This window comes from Devosia sp. MDV22-iso42, from assembly GCF_058629155.1.
In genome coordinates, this window is sequence record NZ_JBZVWR010000006.1 from 1,029,828 (window position 1) to 1,053,792 (window position 23,965).

Consider the following 23,965-nt stretch of genomic DNA (forward strand, 5'->3'; position numbering starts at 1 on the left):
CGAGCAAGACTTATCCGCTCGCCCCATGCAGGGCAAGCGCGCAAGGCCGGCTGCGCGATGGCTGGGGCTAGAAGCGGCCGGTCGCCTCGAACAGCGCGCCATAGCGGAAGATGCGGGCGAAGTTGCTGGGCAGATCCAGGGTCGCCAGGTTGGCGCCGTTGCTGTTGGAGGTGAACTTGGCGTCCAGCTGGCCCTCGACATACCAGGCGCGGCCGCCGACCCGCAGGGTCAGGTTCTTGGTGGGATGAAAGCCGACCAGGCCCTCGGCCATGACGCCATAGCCGCGACCGCTCAGCGTGGTGGGGGCGCGCTCCTGGAAATTGCCATAACCGGGAAAGTTGAAGCCGGCCGGAGAGCTGCCGCCCAAGGTGCCCGAGACATGGGCATAGGGGATGGCAGCGACTTCGCCCTGCAGGTCGAACATGTCGAAATCAGCCTGGCCCTTGACGCCCAGGCGCAGGGCATGGATGTCGAAATCGTCCTTGGCGGCGGTGTAGGAAGTAGGCGTGCCGGCGCCGTTAAAGGTGGCGCCAACCTGGCCCGTACCGATATCGGGGGCGTCCTTCCAATACTGGTAGCCGATGAAACCACCAAAGGCAGCACCGTCGCGCATGTCGCCGGCGGGCAGCCAGCCGAAATCGGCGCCGGCATAGCCGATGGCGGAGTTGCGGCCAATCGGGCCCGATGCCGAGGGGGTGACGGCATAGGTGCCGCTGGTGGACAGGCCGATGCCGGCCTTGCCGCTCAGATAGGTCTGGGTCGAGAGATCCTCGATCTTGCCGTGCAGCTCGCCGATATGGGTCTGGTCGCGGGTGGAGACGCCGACATTGCCCAGCGTGGTGCCATTGCTGACGGCGGTGAAGCCGGCATCCTGCTCGCCCCAGGACAGCCAGTAGCGGGTGCCGAACTCGAAGCGCAGGTCACTGTCTGGGTTCTGCCAGCCATGCGGATAGGCAGGGCGAATGTCCGGATAGTCGGCTGCCAGGACCGGTGCCGCACTCAGCAGGGCCAGGCCTGCAAAGGCGCCTTGGAGGGAGCGCATCATGATTTTCTCCGGTCTAACAGTCACTTGCCACAGACAGTAGCTATGCAGGATCAGGGTTAACACGCCGCTAAAACCGGATTGGCAATTTGGTAAGGCAATGAGCACAGACTGGATCACGATTGCGGAAATGCGTATCCAGGCCGCAACCGGGTGGGCGCTGACGAGTTGCCCCTAGCCAGTATGCAAAAGTTACCAAGAGTAATGCCATGACGTGCAGAATATTGGTGGTCGAGGACGAGATCTTCGTGGCCACCGAAATCGAACATGTGATCGAGGAAATGGGCTTCATCCCGGTGGGGATTGCCGCGGAGCAGCGCTCGGCTCTAGCCCTGGCTAGCCAGGCCGATGTGGCCCTGGTTGACCTCAACCTCCGCGATGGCGCCACCGGGATCACGATCGGCCGGATCCTGGCGCAGACGCATGGCGTCACCGTCATGTTCATGACCGCCAATCCCGCGCAGCTGGGTGACGGCGTGCCCGGGACGATCGGCGTGCTGCCCAAGCCGGTGACGGACCAGGACCTGCGCGACGCCGTCAACTATATCGTGGCCCGCCGCCGCGCCGCCGATGCCGCCCCGCCGCGCCGGCTGCGCCTGTTTGGCGAATTCGACAGCATGGACATGGTGCAGGGTTAGCCCTGCAGCTTTGCCGACCGGGTGAGCGCATCGCCCGGCAGGTCGATCTCGACGCGCAAGCCATCCTCATCCCAGAACCGCTCCAGCTGCCCCCGCAGCTGACCCTGCACGCTCAGCTCGATGACGCGCGTGCCGAAGCCGCCGGTCTTGCCGCCGGAAACCATGGGGCCTCCCGCTTCCTTCCAGGCCAGATGGTAGCGCCCGTCCGCGTGGCGGGTGCCGGTAAGGATGACGGTCCCCGTCCCTGACGAGAGAGCGCCATATTTGGCAGCATTGGTGGCCAGTTCGTGAAACAGCAAAGCCAGTGGCGTCGCCGCGCCATCGTCAATCACCGCATCATCGCCGGCAAACTGCACGCGGGCAAATTCCGCCGACTGATAGGGCTGCATCAGCCGCTCGATCAGGGCGCGCAGCGAGGTCTGGCTGGTGGCCGGCAGGGAGTCATTGCTGTGCGGGCGGACGAAATCGTGCGCCTCACCCAAAGCATGGATGCGCTGGCGCAGCTCGTCGGCGAAGGGCTTTAGCTCGGGCCGGCTGCGGGCCGACAGGCCGACGATGCCGGTCAGCACGGCAAAGATGTTCTTGATACGGTGGCTGAGCTCCTGGGAGACCAGTTCGCGCTCGGCAGCGGCCAGCTTGGCGGCGTGAATATCGGTACAGGTACCGATCCAGCGCACAATGGCGCCGGCGGCGTCGCGCATGGGCAGGGCCAGGCCGAGCGTCCAGCGATAGTCGCCCGAATGGTGCCGCAGGCGATACTCGATCTCGTAGGGTTGCCCCGTCTCAAGCGAGTGCTTCCAGACCGTACGGGCGCGCTCCTGGTCATCGGGGTGGAACATGCCGTTCCAGCTCTCGCCGTCGGTGGAGCCGACCGGCACGCCGGTGAACTCGTACCAGCGGGCATTGTAATAGTCGTGGTTGCCATCGGGCAAGGTCGACCAGACCATTTGCGGCATGGCATCGGCCAGGGTGCGGAAGCGCAGTTCGCTTTCGGCCAGAGCCTCGGTAATGCGGCGCTGGTCGGTGATATCGACAAGCACGCCGGGGAAGCGCTGGATGGCGCCATCGCCGTTGAAACGCGGCCGTCCGGAAGCGGCTACCCAACGGACAATGCCTTCGCGGCTCATGACGCGATATTCCGAGCGGAAGGTGGCCCGCTCGCGAATGGAGGCGGCAATCTCCTCGCCGACGCGCACGGCGTCATCGGGATAGATGGCCGCCAGGAAGTCCTTGATCGGCACGCCGAGGCCGGCCTTGAGCGGATCAAGATTGAACAGATCGGCAAAGCGGTCATCGGCGGTGACGGTGTCGCCAGGCACATCCCAATCCCAGGTGCCGACGAGGCCCGAACCGCTCAGCGCCAGCGACAGGCGTTCCTCACTGCGCGCCAAGGCCCGCTTGGCCAGGACCTGGTCGGTGGTTTCGATGACCACGCAAATGCCGGCTATGGGCAGGCCGTCCTCATCCAGCACGGGGCTGTAATGCAGATCGAGCCAGCTGGTCTCGGGCTGGCCGTGGCGATCGAGCACCAGTTCCTGATCCTTGAGGGTGACGGTCTCACCGCGCATGCAGCGGTCGACCTTGTCGGCATTGAACTCGGCCGCCTCCGGCCAGGCCTCGACAGCGGGCATGCCAAAAATCGCCGGGTGGCGGTTGCCGGAAAACTGCGCATAGCCGTTGTTGTAGACCAGGATGCCCTGCCAGCCGATGAGCATGGCCATGGGCGTGGAGGCGGCCATCATGACCCGGACGGCGCCCTTGAGGCTTTCGGGCCAGGTGTTGATCGGGCCGAGCGGATTGGCGGCCCAGTCATAGTCATTGAGCAGCTTGAGGGTCGGGTCTTGGTGGAGGCGCGCCCGAGTCTCGGGGGTCGAAGCGGGAAACAGGGATCTGGGCATGCACGCTCTCTCGGCCTCAACGACAGCAGGTCACCAGCAATCCCGGGCCCGCATGTTCCTGCTCAAACGCCGCGCGGGCCGATCCGTTCAGCCACGACGGGGTTTATTTGCCGGCGACAGCGCTCTGCGGCAGCGGCTTCTGGGCATGGACTTCTTCGGCGACGAGGAAGGCCAGTTCCAGCGCCTGGCTGGCGTTGAGACGCGGGTCGCAATAGGTGTGGTAGCGGTCCGACAGCGAGGCCTCGGTCACCGCGGAAACGCCACCGACGCATTCGGTGACGTCGTCGCCGGTCATCTCGATATGCACGCCGCCGGCATAGGTGCCCAGGTCGCGATGCACCTCGAAGAAGCTCTTGACCTCCGACAGGACCTTGTCGAAAGGCCGGGTCTTGTAGCCGGTGGAGGCCTTGATGGTATTGCCGTGCATGGGATCGGAACACCAGACGACAGTGCGCCCTGCCTTTTTCACCGTCTCGATATGCCGCGGCAGGTGGTCACTGATCTTGTCGGCGCCATAGCGCGAAATCAGCGTGATGCGGCCGGCCTCGTCAGTGGGGTTCAACCGGTCAAGGAGCCGCAGCAGATCGTCGCTCGACAGCGAGGGGCCGCATTTGATGCCGATGGGGTTCTTGATGCCGGCAAAATATTCGACATGGGCGGCGTCGGGCTGGCGGGTTCGATCGCCGATCCACAGCATGTGGCCGGAGGTGGCGTACCAGTCATTGGAAATGGAATCGCGACGGGTCAGCGCCTGCTCATAGCCGAGCAGCAGGGCCTCGTGGCTGGTATAGAAACTGGTTTGCTTGAGGGCGGGGGTATTGTCCGGGGTCAGGCCCAGCGCGCCCATGAAGGTGATGGCGTCGTCGATCTTGCGCGCCACTTCCTCATAGCGCGGATACCAGTTGGAGCCCTTCATGAAGCCCACGGTCCATTCGTGGATGCGGGTCAGTTCGGCATAGCCGCCCATGGAGAAGGCGCGCAGCAGGTTGAGCGTAGCCGCCGACTGGCGATAGGCCTGCAGCATGCGATCGGGATCGGGGATGCGCGAGGCCGCGTTGAAGTCGATGGCGTTGATGATGTCGCCGCGGTAGCTCGGCAGCTCGACGCCGTCGATAACTTCGGTATCGGCGGAGCGCGGCTTGGCGAACTGGCCGGCAACGCGGCCGACCTTGACCACGGGCTTGGATGCGCCATGGGTCAGCACGACGGCCATCTGCAGGAAGACGCGGAAGAAGTCGCGGATGTGGTCGGCGCCGTGTTCGGCAAAGCTCTCGGCGCAATCGCCGCCCTGCAGCAGGAAGGCCTCGCCGCGCGACACCGCCGCGAGACGGGCCTTGAGATCACGGGCCTCGCCGGCAAAGACCAGCGGCGGGAAGGTGGCGAGCTGACGCTCGGCCTCGACCACGGCCGCCTGATCGGGATAGGCCGGGACCTGGGAAATCGGCTTTGAGCGCCAGCTATCGGGGGTCCAGGTGGTCATATCGGGTCTCGCTGCCACGGTTTAGGAGTGCTGCGGGCGGAATACCAAGGCTGGCGGCGGGGGACAAGGATAATCGGGTGTGCCGGGCCGCCGCTTCCTCTCCCGTTCACGGGAGAGGGGACCACGCGCAGCGTGGTGGAGAGGGGAGCAACGCGCTCGGGAGAATGGTGGTTAGGCGGTCATCAGCACCATGGTGCAAGCGGCTCCCCCCTCCACCGCCTTTCGGCGGTCCCCTCCCCCGCAGGCGGGGGAGGAAAGAGTGGTGCGCTAGCCGCCGATCTTCTTGCCGTCGCGATAGGTGTAGCTCGGGGCCTTGAAGGTCACCAGTTCCTCGGCAGCGGAAGGATGCAAGGCGATGGTGCGGTCGAAGTCGGCCTTGGTGGCGCCCATGCCCGTGGCGATGGCGACGAGCTGGATCATTTCGGCGGCGCCGGGCCCGAGGATATGGACGCCCAGGACCTTGCCACCGTCCTTGCGGGTGATGAGCTTGAGCACCATGCGGCCGGTGCGGCTGGACAGCGTGTTCATCATCGGGCGGAAGCGGGAGACATAGACGTCGATGTCCTCCAGCATGGCGGCCTCGGGCTCGGTCAGGCCGATGACGCCGATTTCGGGCTCGGCGAAGACGGCGGTGGGGATTTCCGAATGATCGACCGCCAGAGGATTGTTGTTGAACACGGTCTCGGCGAAATACCAGCCTTCGCGAATGGCCACCGGGGTCAAAGCGGCGCGGCCGGTGACGTCGCCCACGGCGTAGATCGAGGGCACCGAGGTCTGGGAAAAGGCGTCGACGGCCACCGTGCCATTGGCCTGCAGCCGTACCCCGGCCGCCTCCAGACCAAGCCCCTCGACATTGGCCGAGCGGCCGGTGGCAAACATCACGGCGCCATAGGGCGCGGTGACGCCATCGCTGAAGGTGGCGGCGATATCGCTGCCATCGCGAGCGAGGGCCGTAATGGTCTTTTGATAGATCAGCTTGATGCCGCGATCGATGAGACCGGCTTCGAGGCCCTTGCGCATGTCGTCGTCAAAGCCGCGCAGCAGGCAATCGCCGCGATAGACGATGGTGGTGTGTACGCCCAGCCCGGCAAAGATGGTGGCAAACTCCACCGCGATATAGCCGCCGCCCTCGATGAGGATGGAATGGGGCAATGTGGGCAGGTCGAAGGCCTCGTTGGAGGTGATGCCCAGCTCGGCGCCGGGAATGGCCGGAATGAAGGGACGACCGCCGGTGGCGACGAGGATGTATTTTGCGCTCAGGTCGCGACCCTGGCCGAGCAGGCGGACACTGTTGGGGCCGGCGACCACGGCACGATCACGGATGATCTCGACGCCGGGCTTTTCCAGATTGGCTACATAGGCCGTCTCGAGCCGGGTGATTTCCTTTTCCTTGTTGGCCACCAGAGTGGGCCAGTCGAAACTGGCATCGACCTGCCAGCCAAAGCTGGCGGCGACGTCAAACAGATCGTGGAAGCGACTGGCATAGACGTAAAGCTTCTTGGGGACGCAGCCGCGGATGACGCAGGTGCCGCCGACACGGAATTCCTCGACAATGGCGACTTTTGCGCCATAGGTGGCGGCCATGCGCGCCGCCCGCACGCCGCCCGAGCCTGCGCCGATGACGACCAGATCGTAAGAATTGCTCATGGGAGGCTCCAGGGGCCGAAGTTACATCGGCAACCAACGATGAATATAGGTCGCGCATCGCACAAAAAAAGACCCCGCACAAGGCGGGGTCGGTGATGCGGGGCGCCAGGAATGGCTAGAGCTCGATGCCCTTGGCGCGCAGATTGGCCCGCACCTTGGCGAAAAATTCAGGGCGCACATTATTGGTGAAAACCTGCATGACGGTCTGCAGCTCGGAATTCACCTCGGTATTGGCCTGGGCCAGCTTCTGCCCGGTTGGGGAGCTGTAGAAGGTGACGATCTGCTGCAGTTCCTCGATGGTGAAGCGGGCGGCATAGACGCGGGCAAACTGGTCGAGCAGTTCACCCTTGCGGCCGCGGAATTCCTCGAGCACCGCGCCAACCGTCGCATCGGCCTCTTCGGTCAGTTCGGGGTTCTGCTGGACGATCTGGCGCATGGTGCCGATGCCGATCTCGACCATGGTGATCTCGAAGATCGAGGCCCGGTCGGTCAGATCGATATATTGACGGGCCAGAGCCAGCTGCTCGGGCGGCAGTTCCTGGGCAGTGGCGGCGCCAGACAGCGTCATCAGGGCAACGCTCGCCGTTACTGCCACCAGCGCCTTGAGGCGCATCATTACACCGGTCATTGTCAAACCACCCATCTTGTCGATTACCATTGTCAATTGCCGCTCGTGAGCGTTCTTACGCCATCGGGAGCCGCCACATAAGCCGTCTTGCACATTTTCAGGAACAGCCCGTGCTGCACGACACCGGCAATATCAAGCAAGTCGGTCGATAGCGCTTCTGGCTGCGAAATGCGGCCAAAAAATGCATCGAGAATGAGATGACCGCCATCGGTGACGAAGCTGTCGCCCGAGGCGGCCTGGCGCAGGCGCAGGTCGCCGGTGCAGCCATGGGCGGCGCAGACCGCCGCCACGGCGCGGCGCGTGGCGCCCAGGCCAAAGCGATTGACCTCGATGGGCAGCGGGAAACGCCCCAACATCTCGACCAGCTTGGTGTGGTCGGCAATGACGATCATGGCGTCGGAGGCCGCGGCGACGATCTTCTCGCGCAGTAGCGCGCCACCGCCACCTTTGATGAGATTGAGGTGGGTGTCGATCTCGTCGGCGCCATCAATGGTGATGTCGAGCCGGTCGAGCGTGTCGAGATCGGAGAGGGGAATACTGAGCGCAGCGGCCTGCTGCGCGGTCGCCTCGGAGGTGGGAACGCAGATGCAATCGAAGCCGGCCGCGACCTGCTCGCCCAGCAGCTCGACGAAGTGCCGCGCCGTCGAGCCGGTGCCCAGGCCCAGGCGCATGCCGGGACGAACCTGGGTCAGCGCCATGGCGGCCGCCTGCCGCTTGAGTTGCTCGATATTCATCACGCCTCTCCTGCCGAGAGGCTGCCATTGCAGGGCGTATCGCGGGAGTCAATGGGCGTTGGCCAACACGATCACGAGTTGGTGAATGAAAACTGTAACCACCTGGCAACACAATTTTGCCATGCTGGGGCAAGTGCGGCGGAATTGCGGTGCAAACCTCTTTTCGCTGAAGTTCAAAGCGCGTAAGCAACGACGATTGTTGACGCGCGAATCGACGGTTCGTTGTTACTTGCAGAGGCCAAGTCTATAAGATGATCAAGTTCAAGTCTGCGATGGTGATCGTGCTGTCGCTCGTTCTATCGGCCGCCACCGTGGCGCCCAGCATGGCCGCGATCGCCTATGATCCGGACACGGCCACCTGGGTAGAAGCGTCGACGCTGCAGAAGCCAGCCCGCAGCGGCAGCGTGATCCGCAAGGAAATCGTGGACTACAGCTCAAACTACAAGCCCGGTACCATCGTCATCGAGACCGGCGAACGCCGCCTCTACCTGGTCATGGAAGACGGCAAGGCGATGAAGTACGGCGTCGGCGTCGGCCGCGACGGCTTCACCTGGTCGGGTACGCACCGCATTACCCGCAAGGCCGAATGGCCAGGCTGGACCCCACCGCCGCAGATGCGCAAGCGGGTTCCCGACCTGCCCGCCTATATGCCGGGTGGGCCGGACAATCCGCTGGGCGCACGCGCGCTCTATATCGGCTCGACCCTCTACCGCGTGCACGGCACGTCCGAGCCCCGCTCGATCGGCCTGGCCGTTTCGTCGGGCTGCATCCGCCTCACCAATGAAGACGTGGCCGATCTGTATGAGCGCGTCGCCGTTGGTGCACAGATCGTGGTCAATCACTGATCGTCGCTGCCAACAGCCATTCAATAGCAAAGGGTCGCCGCGAGGCGGCCCTTTTTGTTGCGGCGTGGCTTTGAAAATCGCGCCCGGGCGACTAGTCTGCTGGCATGACCAGCTCCCTGCCCCCCGCCCGTCCGCTTATCGACCGCTATGGGCGGCACATTTCCTATCTGCGCATTTCGGTGACGGATCGCTGCGACTTCCGCTGCGTCTACTGCATGGCCGAGGACATGACCTTCCTGCCCAAGCGGGAGGTGCTCAGCTTTGAGGAAATCGAGACCATTGCCGGCGCCTTCATCGATCGCGGCGCGACCCGCATCCGGCTGACTGGCGGCGAACCGCTGGTGCGGCGCGACATCATGGACCTGGTGCGCACGCTGGGCAGCCGCATCGGCCAGGGCCTGGACGAACTGACGCTGACCACCAATGGCAGCCAGCTGGCTAAGCATGCGGCGGGGCTGGCCAAAGCGGGGGTCAAGCGGATCAACGTGTCGCTCGATACGCTGGACGAGGCACGCTTTACCGCCATTACCCGGCGCGGACGGCTGGGCGATGTGCTGGCCGGGATCGCGGCGGCGCAGGCAGAGGGCCTGGCCATCAAGATCAATATGGTGGCGATGGCCGGGGTCAATGACGACGAAATCGAGCCGATGATGGCCTGGGCACATGGCCGCGACATGGGCCTGACGCTGATCGAGGGCATGCCGCTGGGCGAAGTCGGGATCGACCGGGTCGACAGCTATCTGCCCCTGCGCGAACTGCATGACCAGTTGGCGCGCCGCTATACGCTGCAAAAGCTCGACAAGAAGACCGGCGGACCGGCGCGCTATGTGCATGTGGCCGAGACCGGCGGCGTGCTGGGCTTTATCACGCCGATGAGCCACAATTTCTGCGAGAGCTGCAACCGCGTGCGCCTGACGGCGACCGGCCAGCTGTTCATGTGCCTGGGGCAGGACGATCAGGTCAACCTGCGCGATGCGCTGCGCGATGGCGGGGCGGCTGCCCTCGACGCGGCGCTGGACCAGGCCATGCTGCTCAAGCCCAAGGGGCACGACTTCGTGCTCGACCGCAGCCGGACCGCCCCGGCGGTCGACCGACACATGAGTGTCACGGGCGGCTAGTGGCCGACACCAACCTATATAAAGACGACTGGAGACCAGCATGGGCGATCGCACGACACTCACCGCCAGCGACGGATTTACGCTGAACGCCTATCGCGCCGTGCCCGAAGGCAAGCCGCGCGGCGGCGTGGTGGTGATCCAGGAGGTCTGGGGGCTCAATCACTGGGTGCGCAGCGTGGTCGACCGCTTTGCCGAGCATGGCTTTCTGGCGGTGGCGCCGGCCATGTTCGACCGCATCGAATTTGGCTATGAGAGCGACAATTACGGCCCCGAGCAGTTTGTTGTCATCGGCGAGTTGATGAAGAAGTTCGACCCGGCCGCCGCGCTGCTGGACGTGGAAGCTGCGGTCAAGGCGGCGGCGGAAGCCGGCAAGGTCGGCATTACCGGCTATTGCTTTGGCGGCACGACGACCTGGCGGGCGGCCCATGCCGGGCTGGGGCTGAGCGCGGCCTCGGGCTATTATGGCGGCGGGATCCCCAATTATATCGAGCTCGACCCCACGATCCCGCTAGAAATGCATTACGGCGACCAGGATAGCGGCATCCCGCTCGAGCAGATCGAGGCGCTCAAGGCGCGGCACCCGGAGGTGCCGATCCACGTCTATGCGGCCGGGCACGGCTTCTGCAACAGCGACCGGCCGGCCAATTTCAACCTTGAAGCCTGCACCAAGGCCTCGGCGCGGACGCTGGACTTCTTCCGCAAGCACCTTGGCTGATCTTGACCGACCTGGCCTTTCATCGCGCCTATCTGGCCGATGCGGTAGTGGCGGCGCAAAGTGCGCCGCTGTCGCGCCGCAAGGCACTGCTGGCCGCGCTGCTGATCGACGCCCAGGTCGATCGACGCTTCGCGGCCGGTGGGCTGGGTGATGATGTACTGGAGTTTCGTGCCGCGCTGGCGGCAGCGTCGCCCGCGCTCAAGCTAGTGTTGGACCTCTGCTCCCAGCGGGTGGGCGGGCCACAGCTGGTGCTCGAAGCGGTGACGGTGCCGATTGCGGACTATGGCGGGCTCAGCGTCGAGGACTTCATGGTCAGTCTCTACAACCACCACAGCGTGCAGCGGCTGCTGCTGGTGGGCAGCGGCAGGGAAAAGCACGACATGATGGCAACGCTGGGTGACGCCCTGGCGGCGCTGGACGACCTGGCCTAACGCCCCGGCGCGCGTTCGATCAGTTCGACGATGATGCCGTCAGGATCGCGGACGAAGGCGACGCGTTTGATCATTTCGGTATTGTGGGCATTGCGGGGCCGCTCGACGATGGGCACGCCGGCCGCCTCGAGCTGGGCGAAGATGGCGTCGACATCGGCAAAGGCCAAGGTCAGGTGGCGCATCCCGGCCTCGCCTGGCGGCACGTCGCGGGCGGTGGTGGCGCCTTCGGGCGGGCCGAACACTTCCAGCATGCCGCCGCCGGCATCGAGAAAGGCCAGGCCGGGCTTGCGCAGGGCCAGGCGCAGGCCCAGCAGGTCGCAATAGAAGGCGATGGTGCGATCGAGATCGCCTGAGGTCATGCCGATATGTTCAAAGCCGACCAGCCCGCTCACTTGTCGTCGTCCACCACGAGAGCGAAGTCGAGCGGCAGCGCCGTGGTATACTTGATCTGGCCCATGGCAAAGGCTGAGCTGACATCGGTCAGATTGATCTTGCCGATCAGGCGCTTGTAGAAGCTGTCATAGGCGCCGATATCGGGCACGACGACGCGCATCAGGTAGTCGACATCGCCGCTCATGCGGTAGAATTCCACGACTTCGGGGAATTCCTCGATGACGCCGGCAAACTTGCGCATCCAGACGTCATTGTGTTCGTTGGTCTTGACGGAAACGAAGACGGTGACCCCGACATTGACCTTGACCGGGTCGAGCACGGCGACGCGGCGCTGGATCACGCCGTCTTCTTCCATCTTCTGAATTCGACGCCAGCATGGCGTGGTAGACAGGCCGACCTTGCGGCCGATCTCGGCGACCGGCATGGTCGCATCCTTTTGCAGCAGCGTGAGGATTTTCCGGTCGATCTTGTCCAAAGCCATATCGCCCCCTGCGAAATCAGTTTTCCAAGAATGGTGTATTTTGCTCTAAATATCGTCGAATAGGTGCCACGTTTGCCCTGTATTAGCAATAATCTTGCGCGATGCAAGTTGAATGCCGCCTTTAACACAAAGGTAACCTAGAGTCCGAACCAACCCAGAAGGCCGTTGCCGCGCGGGTGGTCGATGCGCCAGTCGGCGGGGGTATCGAAGCCGCCGGCCCAGATGCCGCGGCGGGCGCTGCGCGCGGCATTCTGTTCGTCCCAGTAGTCGCCGGCGGAAACGGCCAGTCCCTCGGCCACCAGGGTTGCGCCCAGATCCATGCCATCGACGGCGCAGTGGGCCAGCAGACGATCATAGCGGTCGCGGCCTTCGGGCCGGCAATCGAGGGCGCCGCTAGCCAGCAGACCGGCCATCCGGTCGCGCGCCACACGGCCACACGGCCAGCGGGCGCCATCGGCGCCGGCGCAATCCTGGGCCAGTTCGGGGGCATCAAGGCCAAGCAGGCGCACCCGATCCTCGCCCAGACGGAAGCTGTCGCCATCGCTGGCCCGCCCTGAACCGGCGATGGGCGGGAGCGGGGTATCGAGCCAGCTGGCGACCAGTGCCACGGCGGCCAGCACCAGAATGGCGAGGATTGTGCCGCGTCGGCCAAAAAAGACGGTGGATCGATACATCTGGCCCCATCGGGTTTCACCAGACGTTAACTACGCGCTGCCTAGAGTTTCGCCAAGAGTAGTGCGGCGTGGTGGATGCGCCGTTTTAGTAACGCGTAACGAGTGACGAGTACCCATGTCGCCCCAGTCGGCTGTCATCGACGATGTCCGTTCGCAAATGGGCCGTGACAGCAAGCGCGCGGCGCAGCGCACGGTGCTCGACGCCCGCCAGCGCCTGACCTCGAGCTCGGGCACCCGCTCCTCCTTCGACTTCGAACTGATGCATGACTATGCCGAGTCCCGGCGTGGTGCGGCGCTGCCCATGGCGGCGCTGGTGGGCATCCTGGCCTTTGTCGCCAGCTTCTGGGTGCCAACGCTGTTCGCCGCGCTCTGGGCCGGGCTGGTGCTGCTGAGCATGCTGATCGTGGTGCTGATGGCGCAGCGGTTCAGGACGGCCGATGCGACCAAGTTCAATGCCGCCGAATGGACCACCACCTTTGTCGCCGGGGAGACCCTGCTGGGGCTGGCCTGGTCGCTGCTGGCGCTGTTTACCCTGGTGGCCGACCCCAATACGCTGACCCCGGTCATGTTCGCCATGGTGCTGGTGGCCATTGCCGCCAATGCCATCGCCACCCGCACCCTGCCCCCCGCCACGCTGATGAGCACGCTGCCGGTGACGATAACGGTGTCGGCCAACCTGATCATGCTGGGCGGCACGCTCAACTATACCCTGGCCGCGGTGGCGCTGTGCGGCGAAGTGTTCTTCGTCTATCTGGCGCGCCAGCTGCACGCCTCGGAGCTGCACACCATCACCCATCAGGCCGAAAAGGACGCGCTGATCAGCGAGCTGGAAGAAGCACGGCAGATGTCGGACGAGGCCCGTCGGCATGCCGAGCAGGCCAATATCGCCAAGTCGCAGTTTCTGGCCACCATGAGCCACGAGCTGCGCACCCCGCTCAACGCCATTATCGGCTTTTCCGAAGTGCTGCATTCCGAGCTGCTGGGCCCGCACCAGGTAGCGCAATACAAGGAATATGCCGGCGACATCCATGGCAGCGGCCAGCACCTGCTCAACCTGATCAACGAACTGCTCGACCTCAGCCGCATCGAGGCGGGCAAATACGAGCTCAATGAAGAAGTGGTGTCGCTGGTCGATATCGCTGCCGATTGCCGCCGGATGATGGAGCTGCGCGCCAAGTCCAAGGGGATCGAGCTGGTGTTCAGCATGGGCGACAACCTGCCCAAGCTGTGGGGCGATGAGCGCGCCATCCGCCAGGTGGTGCTGAACCTGCTCAGCAATGCCATCAAGTTCACGCCCCAGCATGGCAAGGTGATCCTGCAGGTGGCCCGCAGCGGCGATGGCGGGCAGATGGTGTCGGTCAAGGACAATGGCCCGGGCATTCCCGAGGACGAGATCGAGACCGTGCTGAGTTCCTTCGGACAGGGCTCGCTGGCGCAGAAGACCGCAGAACAGGGCGCCGGTCTCGGCCTGCCCATCGTGCAAAAGATCATGGAGCTGCATCAGGGCCGGTTCGATCTGTTCAGCAAGCTGCGCTTTGGCACCGAAGTCATCGCCACCTTCCCCCGCGCCCGGGTGATGGACGCGCTGGCGCCGGTGGTGGAAAAGCGCAACCGGCTCGAGATCTACTCTGCCGCCGGCTGAGGCAGCTTCAATCTATAAATACTTCTGTGGAATTTTATTAGCCGGACATCAACCTTCCCCTGTCATAGTTCGGGCAGCGCAGGGAGAATGGTGTGCCAAACAGATCAAATCGCGCGGTGCTGCTTGTCATCGACCATGCGACAGTCACCACCGGCAGCACAGCCAGGGATCTGGGTGCCGAACCGGTGCTGCTTGATGAGCTGTCGGCGCAGCATCTGGACAGCGATCCCTGTATGGTTTTCGACGTCGATCTGCGCCGGGTCGACAATGTCCGCCGGCTCAAGTCGGCGCTGGTGGCGCGCGGCACCGGCTGCCGGATCTTCCTGGTGGATACCGACAATCGGGTGACCCGCGTGCACGCGAATGTGCTGGGTGCCAACCAGTTGCTGCCTCGGCAGGCCAGTGTGGCCGATATGCGGGCAGCGCTGCAATTTCACTTTGGCAACGCCGCCTCGGGCAGCGCGAGGCCAGGCGACAGCGCCACGACCGCCCAACGGCGATCGATCAGCACCGGCGTATTGGCACTTGGCGACAGCTTTGCCGCCATGAGCAGCAATGGCAGGCTGGACAAGGCCGGGGTGATCACTGCCTGCGAGCAGATCGCCGACTCGGTCTGCGTTACCAGCGTCACCGACTGGATGGCAGCGGTGCGCGATCACCACGACGGCACCTACCAGCACTGCATGCTGGTGACCGGCGTTGCCTCGGCCTTTGCCACCAAGACCAAGATGTCGCGCAATGACGTTGTGCGGGTGACCGTGGCCGGACTGCTGCACGACATCGGCAAATCCACCGTCCCGGCCGCCGTCCTCGACAAACCCGGCGCCCTGACACTGCGGGAAACCGACATGATCCGCGGCCATCCGCGCGCGGGCTTCGACTATCTGGTGGCGCACAGCACCATGGAGCGCGACATTCTCAATGCCGTGCGGCACCACCACGAATATCTCGATGGCAGCGGCTATCCCGACAGGATCGTCGCCGCCGACATTGATGAGATGACGCGGATCATCACGGTCAGCGACGTCTATGCCGCACTGATCGAGCGACGCAGCTACAAGGAAGCCAAGAGCCATGTCCAGGCCATCGAGATTTTGACCGCGATGGCGAGTGCGGGCAAGGTGGAAGCCAGACTGGTCCGCGAAATGGACCGGGTCATGGCCCCCAATCCCGGCTAGACCTCGCTGCCGCTGACGCCGGCAGCGGCAAAGGTGGCCATGTTGGCGTGCAGGTGCAGCGCCGTTTTGGCCAGCACGGCGGCCAAAGCCGCACCACTGCCCTCACCCAGGCGCATGCCCAGATCGAGCAGGCCCTTCTGCCCCATGGCGGCCAAGGCCCGGGCATGGCCGGATTCGGCCGAGGTGTGGGCAAAGAGGCAATGGTCGATGGCTGCCGGGTTCACCGCATGGGCGATGGCCGCGGCCGAGGTGGCCACGAAGCCATCGATGATGACGGGTACCTTCTGGTGGCGGGCGGCCAGCAGGGCGCCGAGCATGGCGGCGATCTCGCGGCCACCGACGCGGGCGAGGATGGCCAGCGGGTGGTCGAGTTCGCCGGCATGACGGGCCAAAGCGCGATCGACGGCGTCGGCCTTGCGCGTGAGCCCGGCATCATCGACGCCGGTGCCGCGGCCAACCCAGTCGGCGCCGGTGCCGCCATAGAGCGCGGCATAGATGGCCGCGGCGACCGTGGTATTGCCGATGCCCATTTCGCCGATGCAGATCAGGTCCGGCTTGCCGGCAATGGCTTCCATGCCATAGGCGATGGTGGCCGCGCACATCTTGTCGTCCAGCGCCGGCATGAGGGTAATGTCGCCGGTGGGCAGTTCGAGCGCCAGTTCGAACACGCGCAGATTGATCTCGTGCAGGGCACAGATCTGGGAAATAGCGGCGCCGCCATTGGTGAAGTTGGCCACCATCTGGGCGGTGACCTCGCGCGGGAAGGCTGACACGCCCTGGTCGGTCACACCATGATTGCCGGCAAAGATGGTGACCATGGGATTGTCCAGCCGCGGCTGGGCCCGACCCTGCCAGCGTGCCAGGAACTCGACCAGACCCTCGAGCGCCCCCAGCGAACCGGGCGGCTTGGTCAGTTGCGAGTCGCGGGCCCGGACGGCTGCCACGGCGGTCTCGTCACCATCGGGAACGATGGTCAAAAGCTCCAGAACGTCGGCATAGGCGGGGTTGAGCGAGGGCATGGTGAGTCCGGAATGCTGTGGTAGGAAGGAGGCATGTTGTTGCCTAGAACAGGGCCGAATGCAATTGACCCAAGTGCCACAAAACGATGCGATTGCGCCTGAGGACATCGCGCCCAGCCGCCCGGACGCCCCACCCGGCGGCGTGGGGCTGGTCAACGATCTGGTCATGGCGCTGCGGTTCTTTTCCCGCCTGCCGACCGGTGACCGTCCGCACCAGAAGCCCGACCTCAACCGCATTGCGATGGCGCTGCCACTGGCCAGTCTGGTGATCGGTCTGGGCCCGGCTTTGCTGCTGGTCGGGGGGAGCCTGCTTGGCCTGCCCGCCTATTTCGTGGCTGCAGTGGCCGTGGCCGCCATGGTGCTGGTGAGCGGCGCCATGGCCGAAGACGCGCTGGCCGACGCGGCGGACGGGCTGTTCGGCGGCCACACTCCGGCACGCCGGCTCGAGATCATGAAGGATAGCCGACACGGCACCTATGGGGTGGCAGCGCTGTGCCTCTTCATCCTGCTCCGGGTGACCGGGCTGGGCGCGGTGGCGGCGATCAGCCCGCTGGCGGCCGGGGCGATCTGGCTGGCGGCCAGCATTGTCGGGCGGTCTGGCGCGCTGTGGCTGGCGGTGGCCCTGCCCGCGGCGCGGCCCGATGGCATATCGGCGGCGGCCGGGGCGGTCAGCGGCCGCAGCTTTGCCGTGGGCGGGGTATTTGCCGTGCTGCTGGCGTTTGTGCTGGGCGGACCGGCAACCAATCTGCTGGCACTGGGTTTTGCCCTGGTGGCCGCCCTGGTGGTGACTGCCGGCTGGTCGGCCCTGTGCAAGCGCCTGGTGGGCGGACAGAGCGGGGACCTGATCGGCGCCCTTGGCGGCCTGGTTGAAATCGCTGTGCTGGCGGCCCTGATGGCGTTCGTGTAGTGGCGCAAGGCTTGAAAATTCCGCGCGGAATGCCTTTATCGGAGAAATGAGTTTGCCAGAACCGGAAAGCGCGCCAGCATGATCTTCATTGGAATTGCGCTGCTGATTTCGGTCGGACTGGCTTTGCTGATCAGCGCCGATGCGGGCGCCCTGGCCGGGCTCACACAGGGGCAAACGGCGCAGCTGCTGCCCTTGCTGGTACTGCTCATCGTCTTTGCCGGGGGCCTGTTCACCCGCCGTCGACCGGCCCGCGAACTGCTGACCAGCGTGGTGCTGTGGATCGGCATCTTTGCCCTGGCCGGCCTCACCTATGCCTATCGTGACGAGCTGACCGGCATTGCCGGCCGGGTGGCGGGGGAATTGCAGCCGGGCGTGGCCGTGGTCAATGCACAACAGGGCACGGCGACCTTCCGGCGCGGCATGGGCGGGCATTTCGAGATCAATGCCACGGTCAATGACCATACGACCCCGATGATCTTTGACACCGGCGCCAGCGCTGTGGTGCTGACCATCGCCGATGCCGAGGCAGCGGGGATCGATACCGACAATCTGCGCTTTTCCATCGCCGTGTCGACGGCCAATGGCACCGGCAGGGCGGCACGGGTGCGACTCGATCAGCTCGAGGTAGGCGGTATTGCGCGGCAGGGCATCGTGGCCTTTGTCGCAGAGGCCGGGGCGCTGGAAACCAGCCTCCTGGGCATGACCTTCCTCGAAACCCTCAGCCGCTACAGCGTGACGCAGAACGCGCTGGAGCTGGAAGACTAGGCTCAGCTGGCCTGGTCGAGCGGCTGGCGCATGACGGCGTCGAGGGCGCGCAGCAGGACCGAACTGTCGGCGCCCGGCTTGCAGGCATCGACGCTCATGATCTGGCGGAAGTGGCGGGCGCCCGGCAGGCCGGCGGCGAGGCCGAGCATGTGGCGGGTGATATTGTTGATGCGGGCGCCGGCGGCGATCTCGCGATCGGCATAGGCAACCATGGCGTGCATCACCGATTCCAGCGTCACGTCCGGCGTGGTGGCGCCAAAGAAGCGGCGGTCGACCTGGGCCAGCAGCATGGGATTGTGATAGGCAGCGCGGCCGAGCATGACCCCATCGGTATAAGCGAGCTGGGCTTCGGCGAGCTCCAGGGTGTCGATGCCGCCATTGATGAAGACCGGCAGCGGCGCCAGGCGGGCGCGCAGGCGATAGACCCGATCATAGTCGATCGGCGGGATGGTGCGGTTTTCCTTGGGGCTCAGGCCCTGCAGCCAGGCCTTGCGAGCATGGACATAGAGCGCGTCGACGCCGGCTTCGACCATGGCATCGGCAAAGCGGTCGAGCCCGGTTTCGATATCCTGATCATCGATGCCGATGCGGCATTTGACCGTCACGGGCCGATCGGTGGCGCTGCGCATGGCGCGCACGCAATCGGCGACCAAAGCCGGCTCGGCCATCAGGCAGGCGCCAAAGCGGCCCGACTGCACGCGATCGGAGGGGCAACCGACATTGAGGTTGATCTCGGCATAGCCATAGTCATGACCGATGCGCGTCGCGGCCGCCAGCTCGGCGGGATCGGAGCCGCCCAGCTGCAGCGCCACGGGCTGCTCGACCGGATCGAAGCGCAGGTGCCGGTCGACGTCGCCATGCATGATGGCGGCGCTGGTGACCATTTCGGTGAACAGCAGGCTGTCGCGCGTCAGCAGGCGATGGAGGAACCGGCAGTGGCGGTCTGTCCAGTCCATCATGGGGGCAATGCTGAAGCGGCGGGCGCGGGCAAGGTCGATCATGGGGGCGGCACATAGCGCAGAACGGGCCAATTGGCCAGTCGCTGGGGACAGGGCGGGGTTGCGCGCGCACACTAACATGTCAGCAATAGCCTTTGCCCGCAAATTCCCGTATGGCCACGGCAGTTGCGTCCCGAGTGCCCGCCATGCCCCTGCCCCGCTTCATCGCCGTCATCGATATCGGCAAGACCAATGCCAAGGTGGTGTTGATCGATGCCCATACCCGCCAGCAACTGGCGGCGCGTAGCACGCCCAATAGTGTCCGGCAGGACGGGCCCTATCCGCATGCCGATGTGGAGCGGCTGTGGGCGTTCATGCTGGAGAGCCTGAGCGCCCTGCAGGTCGAGCATGGGGTGGACGGGATTTCCATCACCACCCATGGCGCCACCGCGGCGCTGCTGGCCGGCGAGGCACTGGCGCTGCCGGTGCTGGACTATGAGTTTGCCGGGCCCGAGACGGAAGCGGCAGCCTATGGCGCGGTGCGGCCGGACTTTGCCGAGACGCTGTCGCCACGCCTGCCCAATGGCCTCAATATCGGGGCGCAGCTGTTCTGGCAGCGCCAGCACTTTGCCGACGCCTTTGCCACCGTCACCGCCATCCTGACCTATCCGCAATACTGGGCCTGGCGGCTGACCGGCGTGATGGCCAGCGAAGTCACCTCGCTGGGCTGTCACACGGACCTGTGGGCGCCCGAGCGGGGGGATTTTTCCAGCCTGGTGACCGCCCAGGGCTGGCGCGACCTGTTCCCGTCCATCAAACCGGCGGCCTCGGTGCTGGGCCCGGTCAAGGGCGCGATTGCCAGTTCGACCGGGTTGCGCGCCGAGACGCCGGTGACCTGCGGCATCCACGATTCCAATGCCTCGCTGCTGCCGCATCTGGGCGCCCATGCCGAGCCCTTCACCATCCTCTCGACCGGGACCTGGGCCATCGCCATGACCGTGGGCGGGAATACCAGCCGGCTCGATCCGGCACGCGACAGCCTCGCCAATGTCGACGCGCATGGCAGGCCGGTGCCGACGGCGCGCTTCATGGCCGGACGCGAATTCGACATGCTGGCGCCGGGAGCCGTGACGCCAAGCGAGGCGGATGTGCATGCAGTGATTGCCGGCGACGTGCAGGCTTTGCCCAGTTTCATGCCGGGGGTCGGCCCCTTCCCCGGCCATGTCGGCTGCTGGACCGGCGATGCCGACGCGCTCAGCCCCGGCCAGCGCACGGCTGCCGTATCGCTCTATCTGGCGCTGGTGACGCAAGCCTGCCTCGGCCTCTGCGGCCTGGGCCAGCAGATCATCATCGAGGGGCCGCTGGCGCGCAACGGCCTCTTCGCGGCGGCCCTGGCGCGGCTGACCGGGGTGCCGGTACGGACCTCGGGCGACGCCACCGGCACGAGTCTGGGCGCCAGCATGCTGTTTGGCGGCACGGCGGGCACGCCTGCCGGCACCACCGTGGCGCCGCTGGACCATCCCGACTTGGCTGCCTATGCTGAACGCTGGCGCGGTCGGCTGGCCTGAACGGGGAGCCATCAGGCCGCCGGGGGCGTTGCCTCCCATGACCTGCTCACCCCGGGCAGGGTTGACGGAGGTTTGCATGAACAGGCAACGGCATCGCGTGGTGATCGTAGGCGGCGGCTTTGGCGGGCTGGCAGCGGCCAAGGCCCTCAACCATGCCGATGTCGAGGTCGTGCTGATCGACCGGCGCAATCATCACCTGTTCCAGCCGCTGCTCTACCAGGTGGCGACCGCGGCATTGAGCCCGTCGGAAATCGCCTGGCCGATCCGCCACCTGCTGCGCCGGCAGCAGAATGCACGGGTGCTGATGGCTACGGTGACCGGCGTTGATACCGCGGGACGCGCCGTGCTGCTGGAGGATGGCAGCCGCGAGCGTTTTGACACGCTGATCCTGGCCACCGGCGCCCACCATGCCTATTTCGGCAATGATCAATGGGAAGCCTTCGCGCCGGGGCTCAAGACGCTGGAAGACGCTACCGCCATAAGGCGCAAGCTGCTGCTGGCGCTCGAAGCAGCCGAACGCGAGACCGCCCCGGAACGACGCCGGGCCCTGCTGACCTTTGCCATTATCGGCGCCGGGCCAACCGGGGTCGAACTGGCCGGATCGATCATCGAGCTGGGCCGCGCCAGCATCAAGGGCGAATTCCACTCCATCACCGCCGCCGACCTGCGCGTGGTGATCATCGAGGGGATCGACCGGGTGCTGAGCAATTTCGATCCCGAACTGTCCGACTATACGCTCAAAGCGCTGCGCGACATGGGCGTCGAGGTCGAGCTCGGCCAGATGGTCTCAGGCATCGATGCCGATGGCGTCAGCTTTGGCGACAAGCGGCTCGACACCAAAACCATCATCTGGGCTGCCGGCGTGGCGGCCTCACCGGTCGCCAAATGGCTGGGTATCGACGGCGACAAGGCCGGCAGGGTCAAGGTCGCGCCGGACCTGTCGGTGCCGGGCCTTCCCGGCATCTACGTCATTGGCGACGTCGCCAGCCTGATGCGGGAGAATGGCAAGCCGGTGCCCGGCATTGCCCCGGCGGCCAAGCAGGAAGGCGAACACGTGGCGCGGGTGATCCGCCAGCGCCTCGTCGGCGACACCACCCCCCTGCCCTTTGCCTACAAGCATGCCGGGGACCTGGCGACCATCGGCAAGAGTTCGGCGGTGATCGATTTCGGCTGGATCAAGCTCAAGGGTTGGCTGGCCTGGTGGGTCTGGGGCTTTGCCCATATCTATTTCCTGGTCGAGACGCGCACGCGCATCATCATCACCATGAGCTGGCTGTGGATCTATCTCACCGGCCAGCGCAGCGCCCGACTGATTACCCAGGGCCAGGCCGACGAGAGGGCGCCGATCAAGGAAATCGACGAGCCCTAATCGACAATGGCGGCGACCGAGACAGTCCGCTTGTTGAGGGCGCGCTCGCGCAGCCAGATATAGAGGCCACTGGCGATGATGATGGAGGCCCCCAGAAAGAACCAGCTGTCGGGCGGCTGGCTGAAGACCACCCAGCTGGCCAGGGCCAGGTAGATCAGCTGGAGATAGTTGAACGGGGCCAGCGTTGCCGGGGTGGCAAAGCGATGTGCGACCGAGATCAGCATATGACCAAGCACCCCGGCCGTGCCCAGGGTGAAAAAGGCCACCCAGGAGATGGGCTGGCTGGGCCAGGCCCAGTCGGTGAAGGCGAAGGGGGTGATGACGAGCAGGGCGATGCCGCCGGCATAGATCTGCTGGGTCATGGCACCATCGACCCCGGCCAGCTTGCGGGTGACGATCGAGAACAGCGCCGCAAAGAAGGCCGCCATGAGGCTGAGCAGCGCCGCCGGATGGAAGGCCTCGGTGCCGGGACGGATGATGACCAGGATGCCGATAAAGCCGGCGCCGATCGCCAGCCAGCGGCGCCAGCCCACATGCTCGCCTAGCAGCGGCCCCGACAGGGCGCAGACCATCAGCGGCGAGGTGAAGAGCAGCGCGCCGGTGACGGTCAGCGGCAGGTAGCGCATGGAGAGGAAATTGCCGGCAGTGGAGCCGAGCAGGCAGAGGCCCCGCGCCACTTCGAGCTTCCAGTTGCCCGTGGCAAACAAGTTCCAGCCGCGCAGGGGCAGCACGAAGAGCAGCAGCAGGCCGACATGCATGCCATAGCGGGCGAACATGATCTCGGTGGTGGGCATGCCGGTAATGGACAGCCACTTGGCCGAAACATCGAGAAAGATCAGGACGCTCTGGGCCAGCAGCAGGATGAGGATGGCCCGGTTGGGATTCTCCTCGATGGCGGCGACGGCGCGGGCCATCAGCGTTGCTCGGCGACGAGCGAGACCGGCCGGGCCAGCTTGCGCTCACGCAGCCAGATATAGAGCCCGCTGGCGATGACGATGGGCGCGCCCAGATAGAGCGAGGTATCGGGGAGCTGGGCAAAGATCAGCCAGCCGGCCAGCGCCATGAAGATGATCTGCAGGTAGGAAAAGGGTGCGATGACCGCGGCCGGGGCAAAGCCATAGGCCACGGTGATCAGTTGGTGGCCGACAAAGCCGAAGACGCCGATGGCGAAGAAGGCGACCCAGCCATCGATGGATGAGGGCCAGACCCAGTTGGCCAGCGCGAAGGGCAGGAGCGCCACGGTGGCGAAGATGCCCAGGTAGAACTGGCTGGTGGCCGGGCTGTCGACGCCAGAGGCCTTGCGGGTGAAGATGAAATAGAAGGCCGAGCTGAACGCCGCGAACAGGCAGAGCAGCGAGGCCGGGTGGAAGGCGTCGGTACCGGGGCGGACGATGATCAGCACGCCGACAAAGCCCACGCCAATCGCGGTCCAGCGCCGCCAGCCGACCTTTTCACCCAGCAGCGGCACCGACAGGGCGCAGAGGATCAGCGGCATGGTGAAGGCGATGGCGCCGGTGACGGTCAGCGGCAGATACTGCACGGCGACAAAATTGCCGATCGAGGCGCCCAGCAGGGTGATCGAGCGCAGGATCTGCAGCCGCATATTGCCAGTGCGCAACAGGCCCAGGCCCTGCTGCGGCAGGTTGATCACGCTGACCAGGCCAAGATGGACGACATAGCGCAGGAAGACGATCTGCATGAAGGGAATGCCGACCAGGCCCAGCCATTTGGCGGAGCTGTCGATACCGGTGAACATGAAATAGGCGACCAGCGCCAGACCGATGCCCATCAGACGGCGTTCGGGGGGCGGAGCAAAAACAGTAGACATCACGGATCCGACGGCCGCGGGGAGGCG

Annotated in this window: 23 protein-coding genes and 1 pseudogene; 11 read left to right on the plus strand and 13 right to left on the minus strand. The window is 65.3% G+C overall.

From position 1 onward, the window contains the following. Positions 1-67: 67 nt before the first annotated feature. Positions 68-1,045 (minus strand): hypothetical protein, encoded by a 978-nt coding sequence (locus AC4NN3_RS06585; protein ID WP_491926275.1) that lies wholly within the window; start codon positions 1,043-1,045, stop codon positions 68-70. Positions 1,046-1,242: 197 nt separating this feature from the next. On the opposite strand from AC4NN3_RS06585, the pseudogene AC4NN3_RS06590 reads away from it, so the two are divergent. Next, positions 1,243-1,680: pseudogene (locus tag AC4NN3_RS06590) on the plus strand (response regulator); the annotation flags it as partial. On the opposite strand, the gene AC4NN3_RS06595 reads toward AC4NN3_RS06590, so the two are convergent. From AC4NN3_RS06595 to rpiA, 5 genes are all read right to left on the minus strand, one after another. Then, positions 1,677-3,578 (minus strand): PAS domain-containing sensor histidine kinase, encoded by a 1,902-nt coding sequence (locus AC4NN3_RS06595; protein ID WP_491926276.1) that lies wholly within the window; start codon positions 3,576-3,578, stop codon positions 1,677-1,679. The pseudogene AC4NN3_RS06590 and the gene AC4NN3_RS06595 overlap by 4 nt on opposite strands. A 103-nt stretch (positions 3,579-3,681) precedes the next feature. After that, the gene (locus tag AC4NN3_RS06600; RefSeq protein ID WP_491926277.1) at positions 3,682-5,058 is read right to left on the minus strand and encodes a class II 3-deoxy-7-phosphoheptulonate synthase; all 1,377 of its coding nucleotides are present in this window, start codon (positions 5,056-5,058) and stop codon (positions 3,682-3,684) included. 267 nt (positions 5,059-5,325) lie between these two features. Next, entirely contained in the window at positions 5,326-6,705 is a 1,380-nt protein-coding gene (gor, locus tag AC4NN3_RS06605) for a glutathione-disulfide reductase (protein ID WP_491926278.1), read from the minus strand. Between the two features lie 115 nt (positions 6,706-6,820). Next, entirely contained in the window at positions 6,821-7,333 is a 513-nt protein-coding gene (locus tag AC4NN3_RS06610; RefSeq protein ID WP_491926279.1) for a DUF2059 domain-containing protein, read from the minus strand. 32 nt (positions 7,334-7,365) lie between these two features. Then, the gene (rpiA, locus tag AC4NN3_RS06615) at positions 7,366-8,067 is read right to left on the minus strand and encodes a ribose-5-phosphate isomerase RpiA (protein ID WP_491926280.1); all 702 of its coding nucleotides are present in this window, start codon (positions 8,065-8,067) and stop codon (positions 7,366-7,368) included. 251 nt (positions 8,068-8,318) lie between these two features. Between rpiA and AC4NN3_RS06620 the strand changes: the two genes are divergently transcribed. The 4 genes from AC4NN3_RS06620 to AC4NN3_RS06635 all read left to right on the plus strand — a co-directional run bounded on the left by AC4NN3_RS06620 (position 8,319) and on the right by AC4NN3_RS06635 (position 11,176). Continuing rightward, positions 8,319-8,912 (plus strand): L,D-transpeptidase, encoded by a 594-nt coding sequence (locus tag AC4NN3_RS06620; RefSeq protein WP_491926281.1) that lies wholly within the window; start codon positions 8,319-8,321, stop codon positions 8,910-8,912. A 104-nt stretch (positions 8,913-9,016) separates the two neighbouring features. Continuing rightward, entirely contained in the window at positions 9,017-10,030 is a 1,014-nt protein-coding gene (gene moaA, locus AC4NN3_RS06625; protein WP_491926282.1) for a GTP 3',8-cyclase MoaA, read from the plus strand. Between the two features lie 40 nt (positions 10,031-10,070). Further along, complete coding sequence (locus AC4NN3_RS06630) at positions 10,071-10,745, plus strand: dienelactone hydrolase family protein (RefSeq protein WP_491926283.1); 675 nt, start codon at positions 10,071-10,073, stop codon at positions 10,743-10,745. Between the two features lie 2 nt (positions 10,746-10,747). Continuing rightward, positions 10,748-11,176 (plus strand): hypothetical protein, encoded by a 429-nt coding sequence (locus AC4NN3_RS06635; protein WP_491926284.1) that lies wholly within the window; start codon positions 10,748-10,750, stop codon positions 11,174-11,176. Here AC4NN3_RS06635 and AC4NN3_RS06640 read toward each other — a convergent pair. From AC4NN3_RS06640 to AC4NN3_RS06650, 3 genes are all read right to left on the minus strand, one after another. Further along, positions 11,173-11,568, minus strand: coding sequence for a VOC family protein (locus AC4NN3_RS06640; protein WP_491926285.1), 396 nt, complete (start codon positions 11,566-11,568; stop codon positions 11,173-11,175). The two genes, AC4NN3_RS06635 and AC4NN3_RS06640, sit on opposite strands and share 4 nt — an antisense overlap. Next, positions 11,565-12,044 carry an Lrp/AsnC family transcriptional regulator gene (locus AC4NN3_RS06645; protein ID WP_491926475.1) on the minus strand — a complete coding sequence of 160 codons (480 nt, stop codon included), beginning with the start codon at positions 12,042-12,044 and terminating at the stop codon, positions 11,565-11,567. The genes AC4NN3_RS06640 and AC4NN3_RS06645 overlap by 4 nt, the downstream gene beginning before the upstream one ends. A gap of 143 nt (positions 12,045-12,187) precedes the next feature. Further along, positions 12,188-12,724, minus strand: a complete 537-nt coding sequence (locus AC4NN3_RS06650; RefSeq protein ID WP_491926286.1) for a thermonuclease family protein — start codon at positions 12,722-12,724, stop codon at positions 12,188-12,190. 115 nt (positions 12,725-12,839) lie between these two features. Between AC4NN3_RS06650 and AC4NN3_RS06655 the strand changes: the two genes are divergently transcribed. Both AC4NN3_RS06655 and AC4NN3_RS06660 read left to right on the plus strand, forming a co-directional pair. Then, positions 12,840-14,366, plus strand: a complete 1,527-nt coding sequence (locus AC4NN3_RS06655; RefSeq protein WP_491926287.1) for a sensor histidine kinase — start codon at positions 12,840-12,842, stop codon at positions 14,364-14,366. Positions 14,367-14,458: 92 nt separating this feature from the next. Next, complete coding sequence (locus AC4NN3_RS06660) at positions 14,459-15,544, plus strand: HD-GYP domain-containing protein (RefSeq protein ID WP_491926288.1); 1,086 nt, start codon at positions 14,459-14,461, stop codon at positions 15,542-15,544. On the opposite strand, the gene cobT is transcribed toward AC4NN3_RS06660, so the two are convergent. Then, a complete protein-coding gene (gene cobT, locus AC4NN3_RS06665) occupies positions 15,541-16,563 on the minus strand; it encodes a nicotinate-nucleotide--dimethylbenzimidazole phosphoribosyltransferase (RefSeq protein ID WP_491926289.1) in 1,023 nt (340 codons plus the stop codon). The two genes, AC4NN3_RS06660 and cobT, sit on opposite strands and share 4 nt — an antisense overlap. A gap of 58 nt (positions 16,564-16,621) precedes the next feature. Between cobT and AC4NN3_RS06670 the strand changes: the two genes are divergently transcribed. Together AC4NN3_RS06670 and AC4NN3_RS06675 are read left to right on the plus strand one after the other, a co-directional pair. Then, the gene (locus AC4NN3_RS06670; RefSeq protein WP_491926290.1) at positions 16,622-17,470 is read left to right on the plus strand and encodes an adenosylcobinamide-GDP ribazoletransferase; all 849 of its coding nucleotides are present in this window, start codon (positions 16,622-16,624) and stop codon (positions 17,468-17,470) included. A gap of 78 nt (positions 17,471-17,548) precedes the next feature. Further along, complete coding sequence (locus AC4NN3_RS06675) at positions 17,549-18,235, plus strand: retropepsin-like aspartic protease family protein (RefSeq protein WP_491926291.1); 687 nt, start codon at positions 17,549-17,551, stop codon at positions 18,233-18,235. Between the two features lie 2 nt (positions 18,236-18,237). Here the strand turns inward: AC4NN3_RS06675 and dusA are convergent, their stop codons facing one another. After that, a complete protein-coding gene (gene dusA, locus AC4NN3_RS06680; protein ID WP_491926292.1) occupies positions 18,238-19,236 on the minus strand; it encodes a tRNA dihydrouridine(20/20a) synthase DusA in 999 nt (332 codons plus the stop codon). 143 nt (positions 19,237-19,379) lie between these two features. On the opposite strand from dusA, the gene AC4NN3_RS06685 reads away from it, so the two are divergent. Together AC4NN3_RS06685 and AC4NN3_RS06690 are read left to right on the plus strand one after the other, a co-directional pair. Continuing rightward, entirely contained in the window at positions 19,380-20,741 is a 1,362-nt protein-coding gene (locus AC4NN3_RS06685) for an FGGY-family carbohydrate kinase (protein WP_491926293.1), read from the plus strand. A gap of 76 nt (positions 20,742-20,817) precedes the next feature. Next, a complete protein-coding gene (locus AC4NN3_RS06690) occupies positions 20,818-22,110 on the plus strand; it encodes an NAD(P)/FAD-dependent oxidoreductase (protein ID WP_491926294.1) in 1,293 nt (430 codons plus the stop codon). Here AC4NN3_RS06690 and AC4NN3_RS06695 read toward each other — a convergent pair. Both AC4NN3_RS06695 and AC4NN3_RS06700 read right to left on the minus strand, forming a co-directional pair. Next, the gene (locus AC4NN3_RS06695; protein ID WP_491926295.1) at positions 22,107-23,024 is read right to left on the minus strand and encodes a DMT family transporter; all 918 of its coding nucleotides are present in this window, start codon (positions 23,022-23,024) and stop codon (positions 22,107-22,109) included. The genes AC4NN3_RS06690 and AC4NN3_RS06695 overlap by 4 nt on opposite strands. Further along, entirely contained in the window at positions 23,024-23,938 is a 915-nt protein-coding gene (locus AC4NN3_RS06700; RefSeq protein ID WP_491926296.1) for a DMT family transporter, read from the minus strand. Before AC4NN3_RS06700 ends, AC4NN3_RS06695 begins: the two co-directional genes overlap by 1 nt. Positions 23,939-23,965 lie beyond the last annotated feature (27 nt).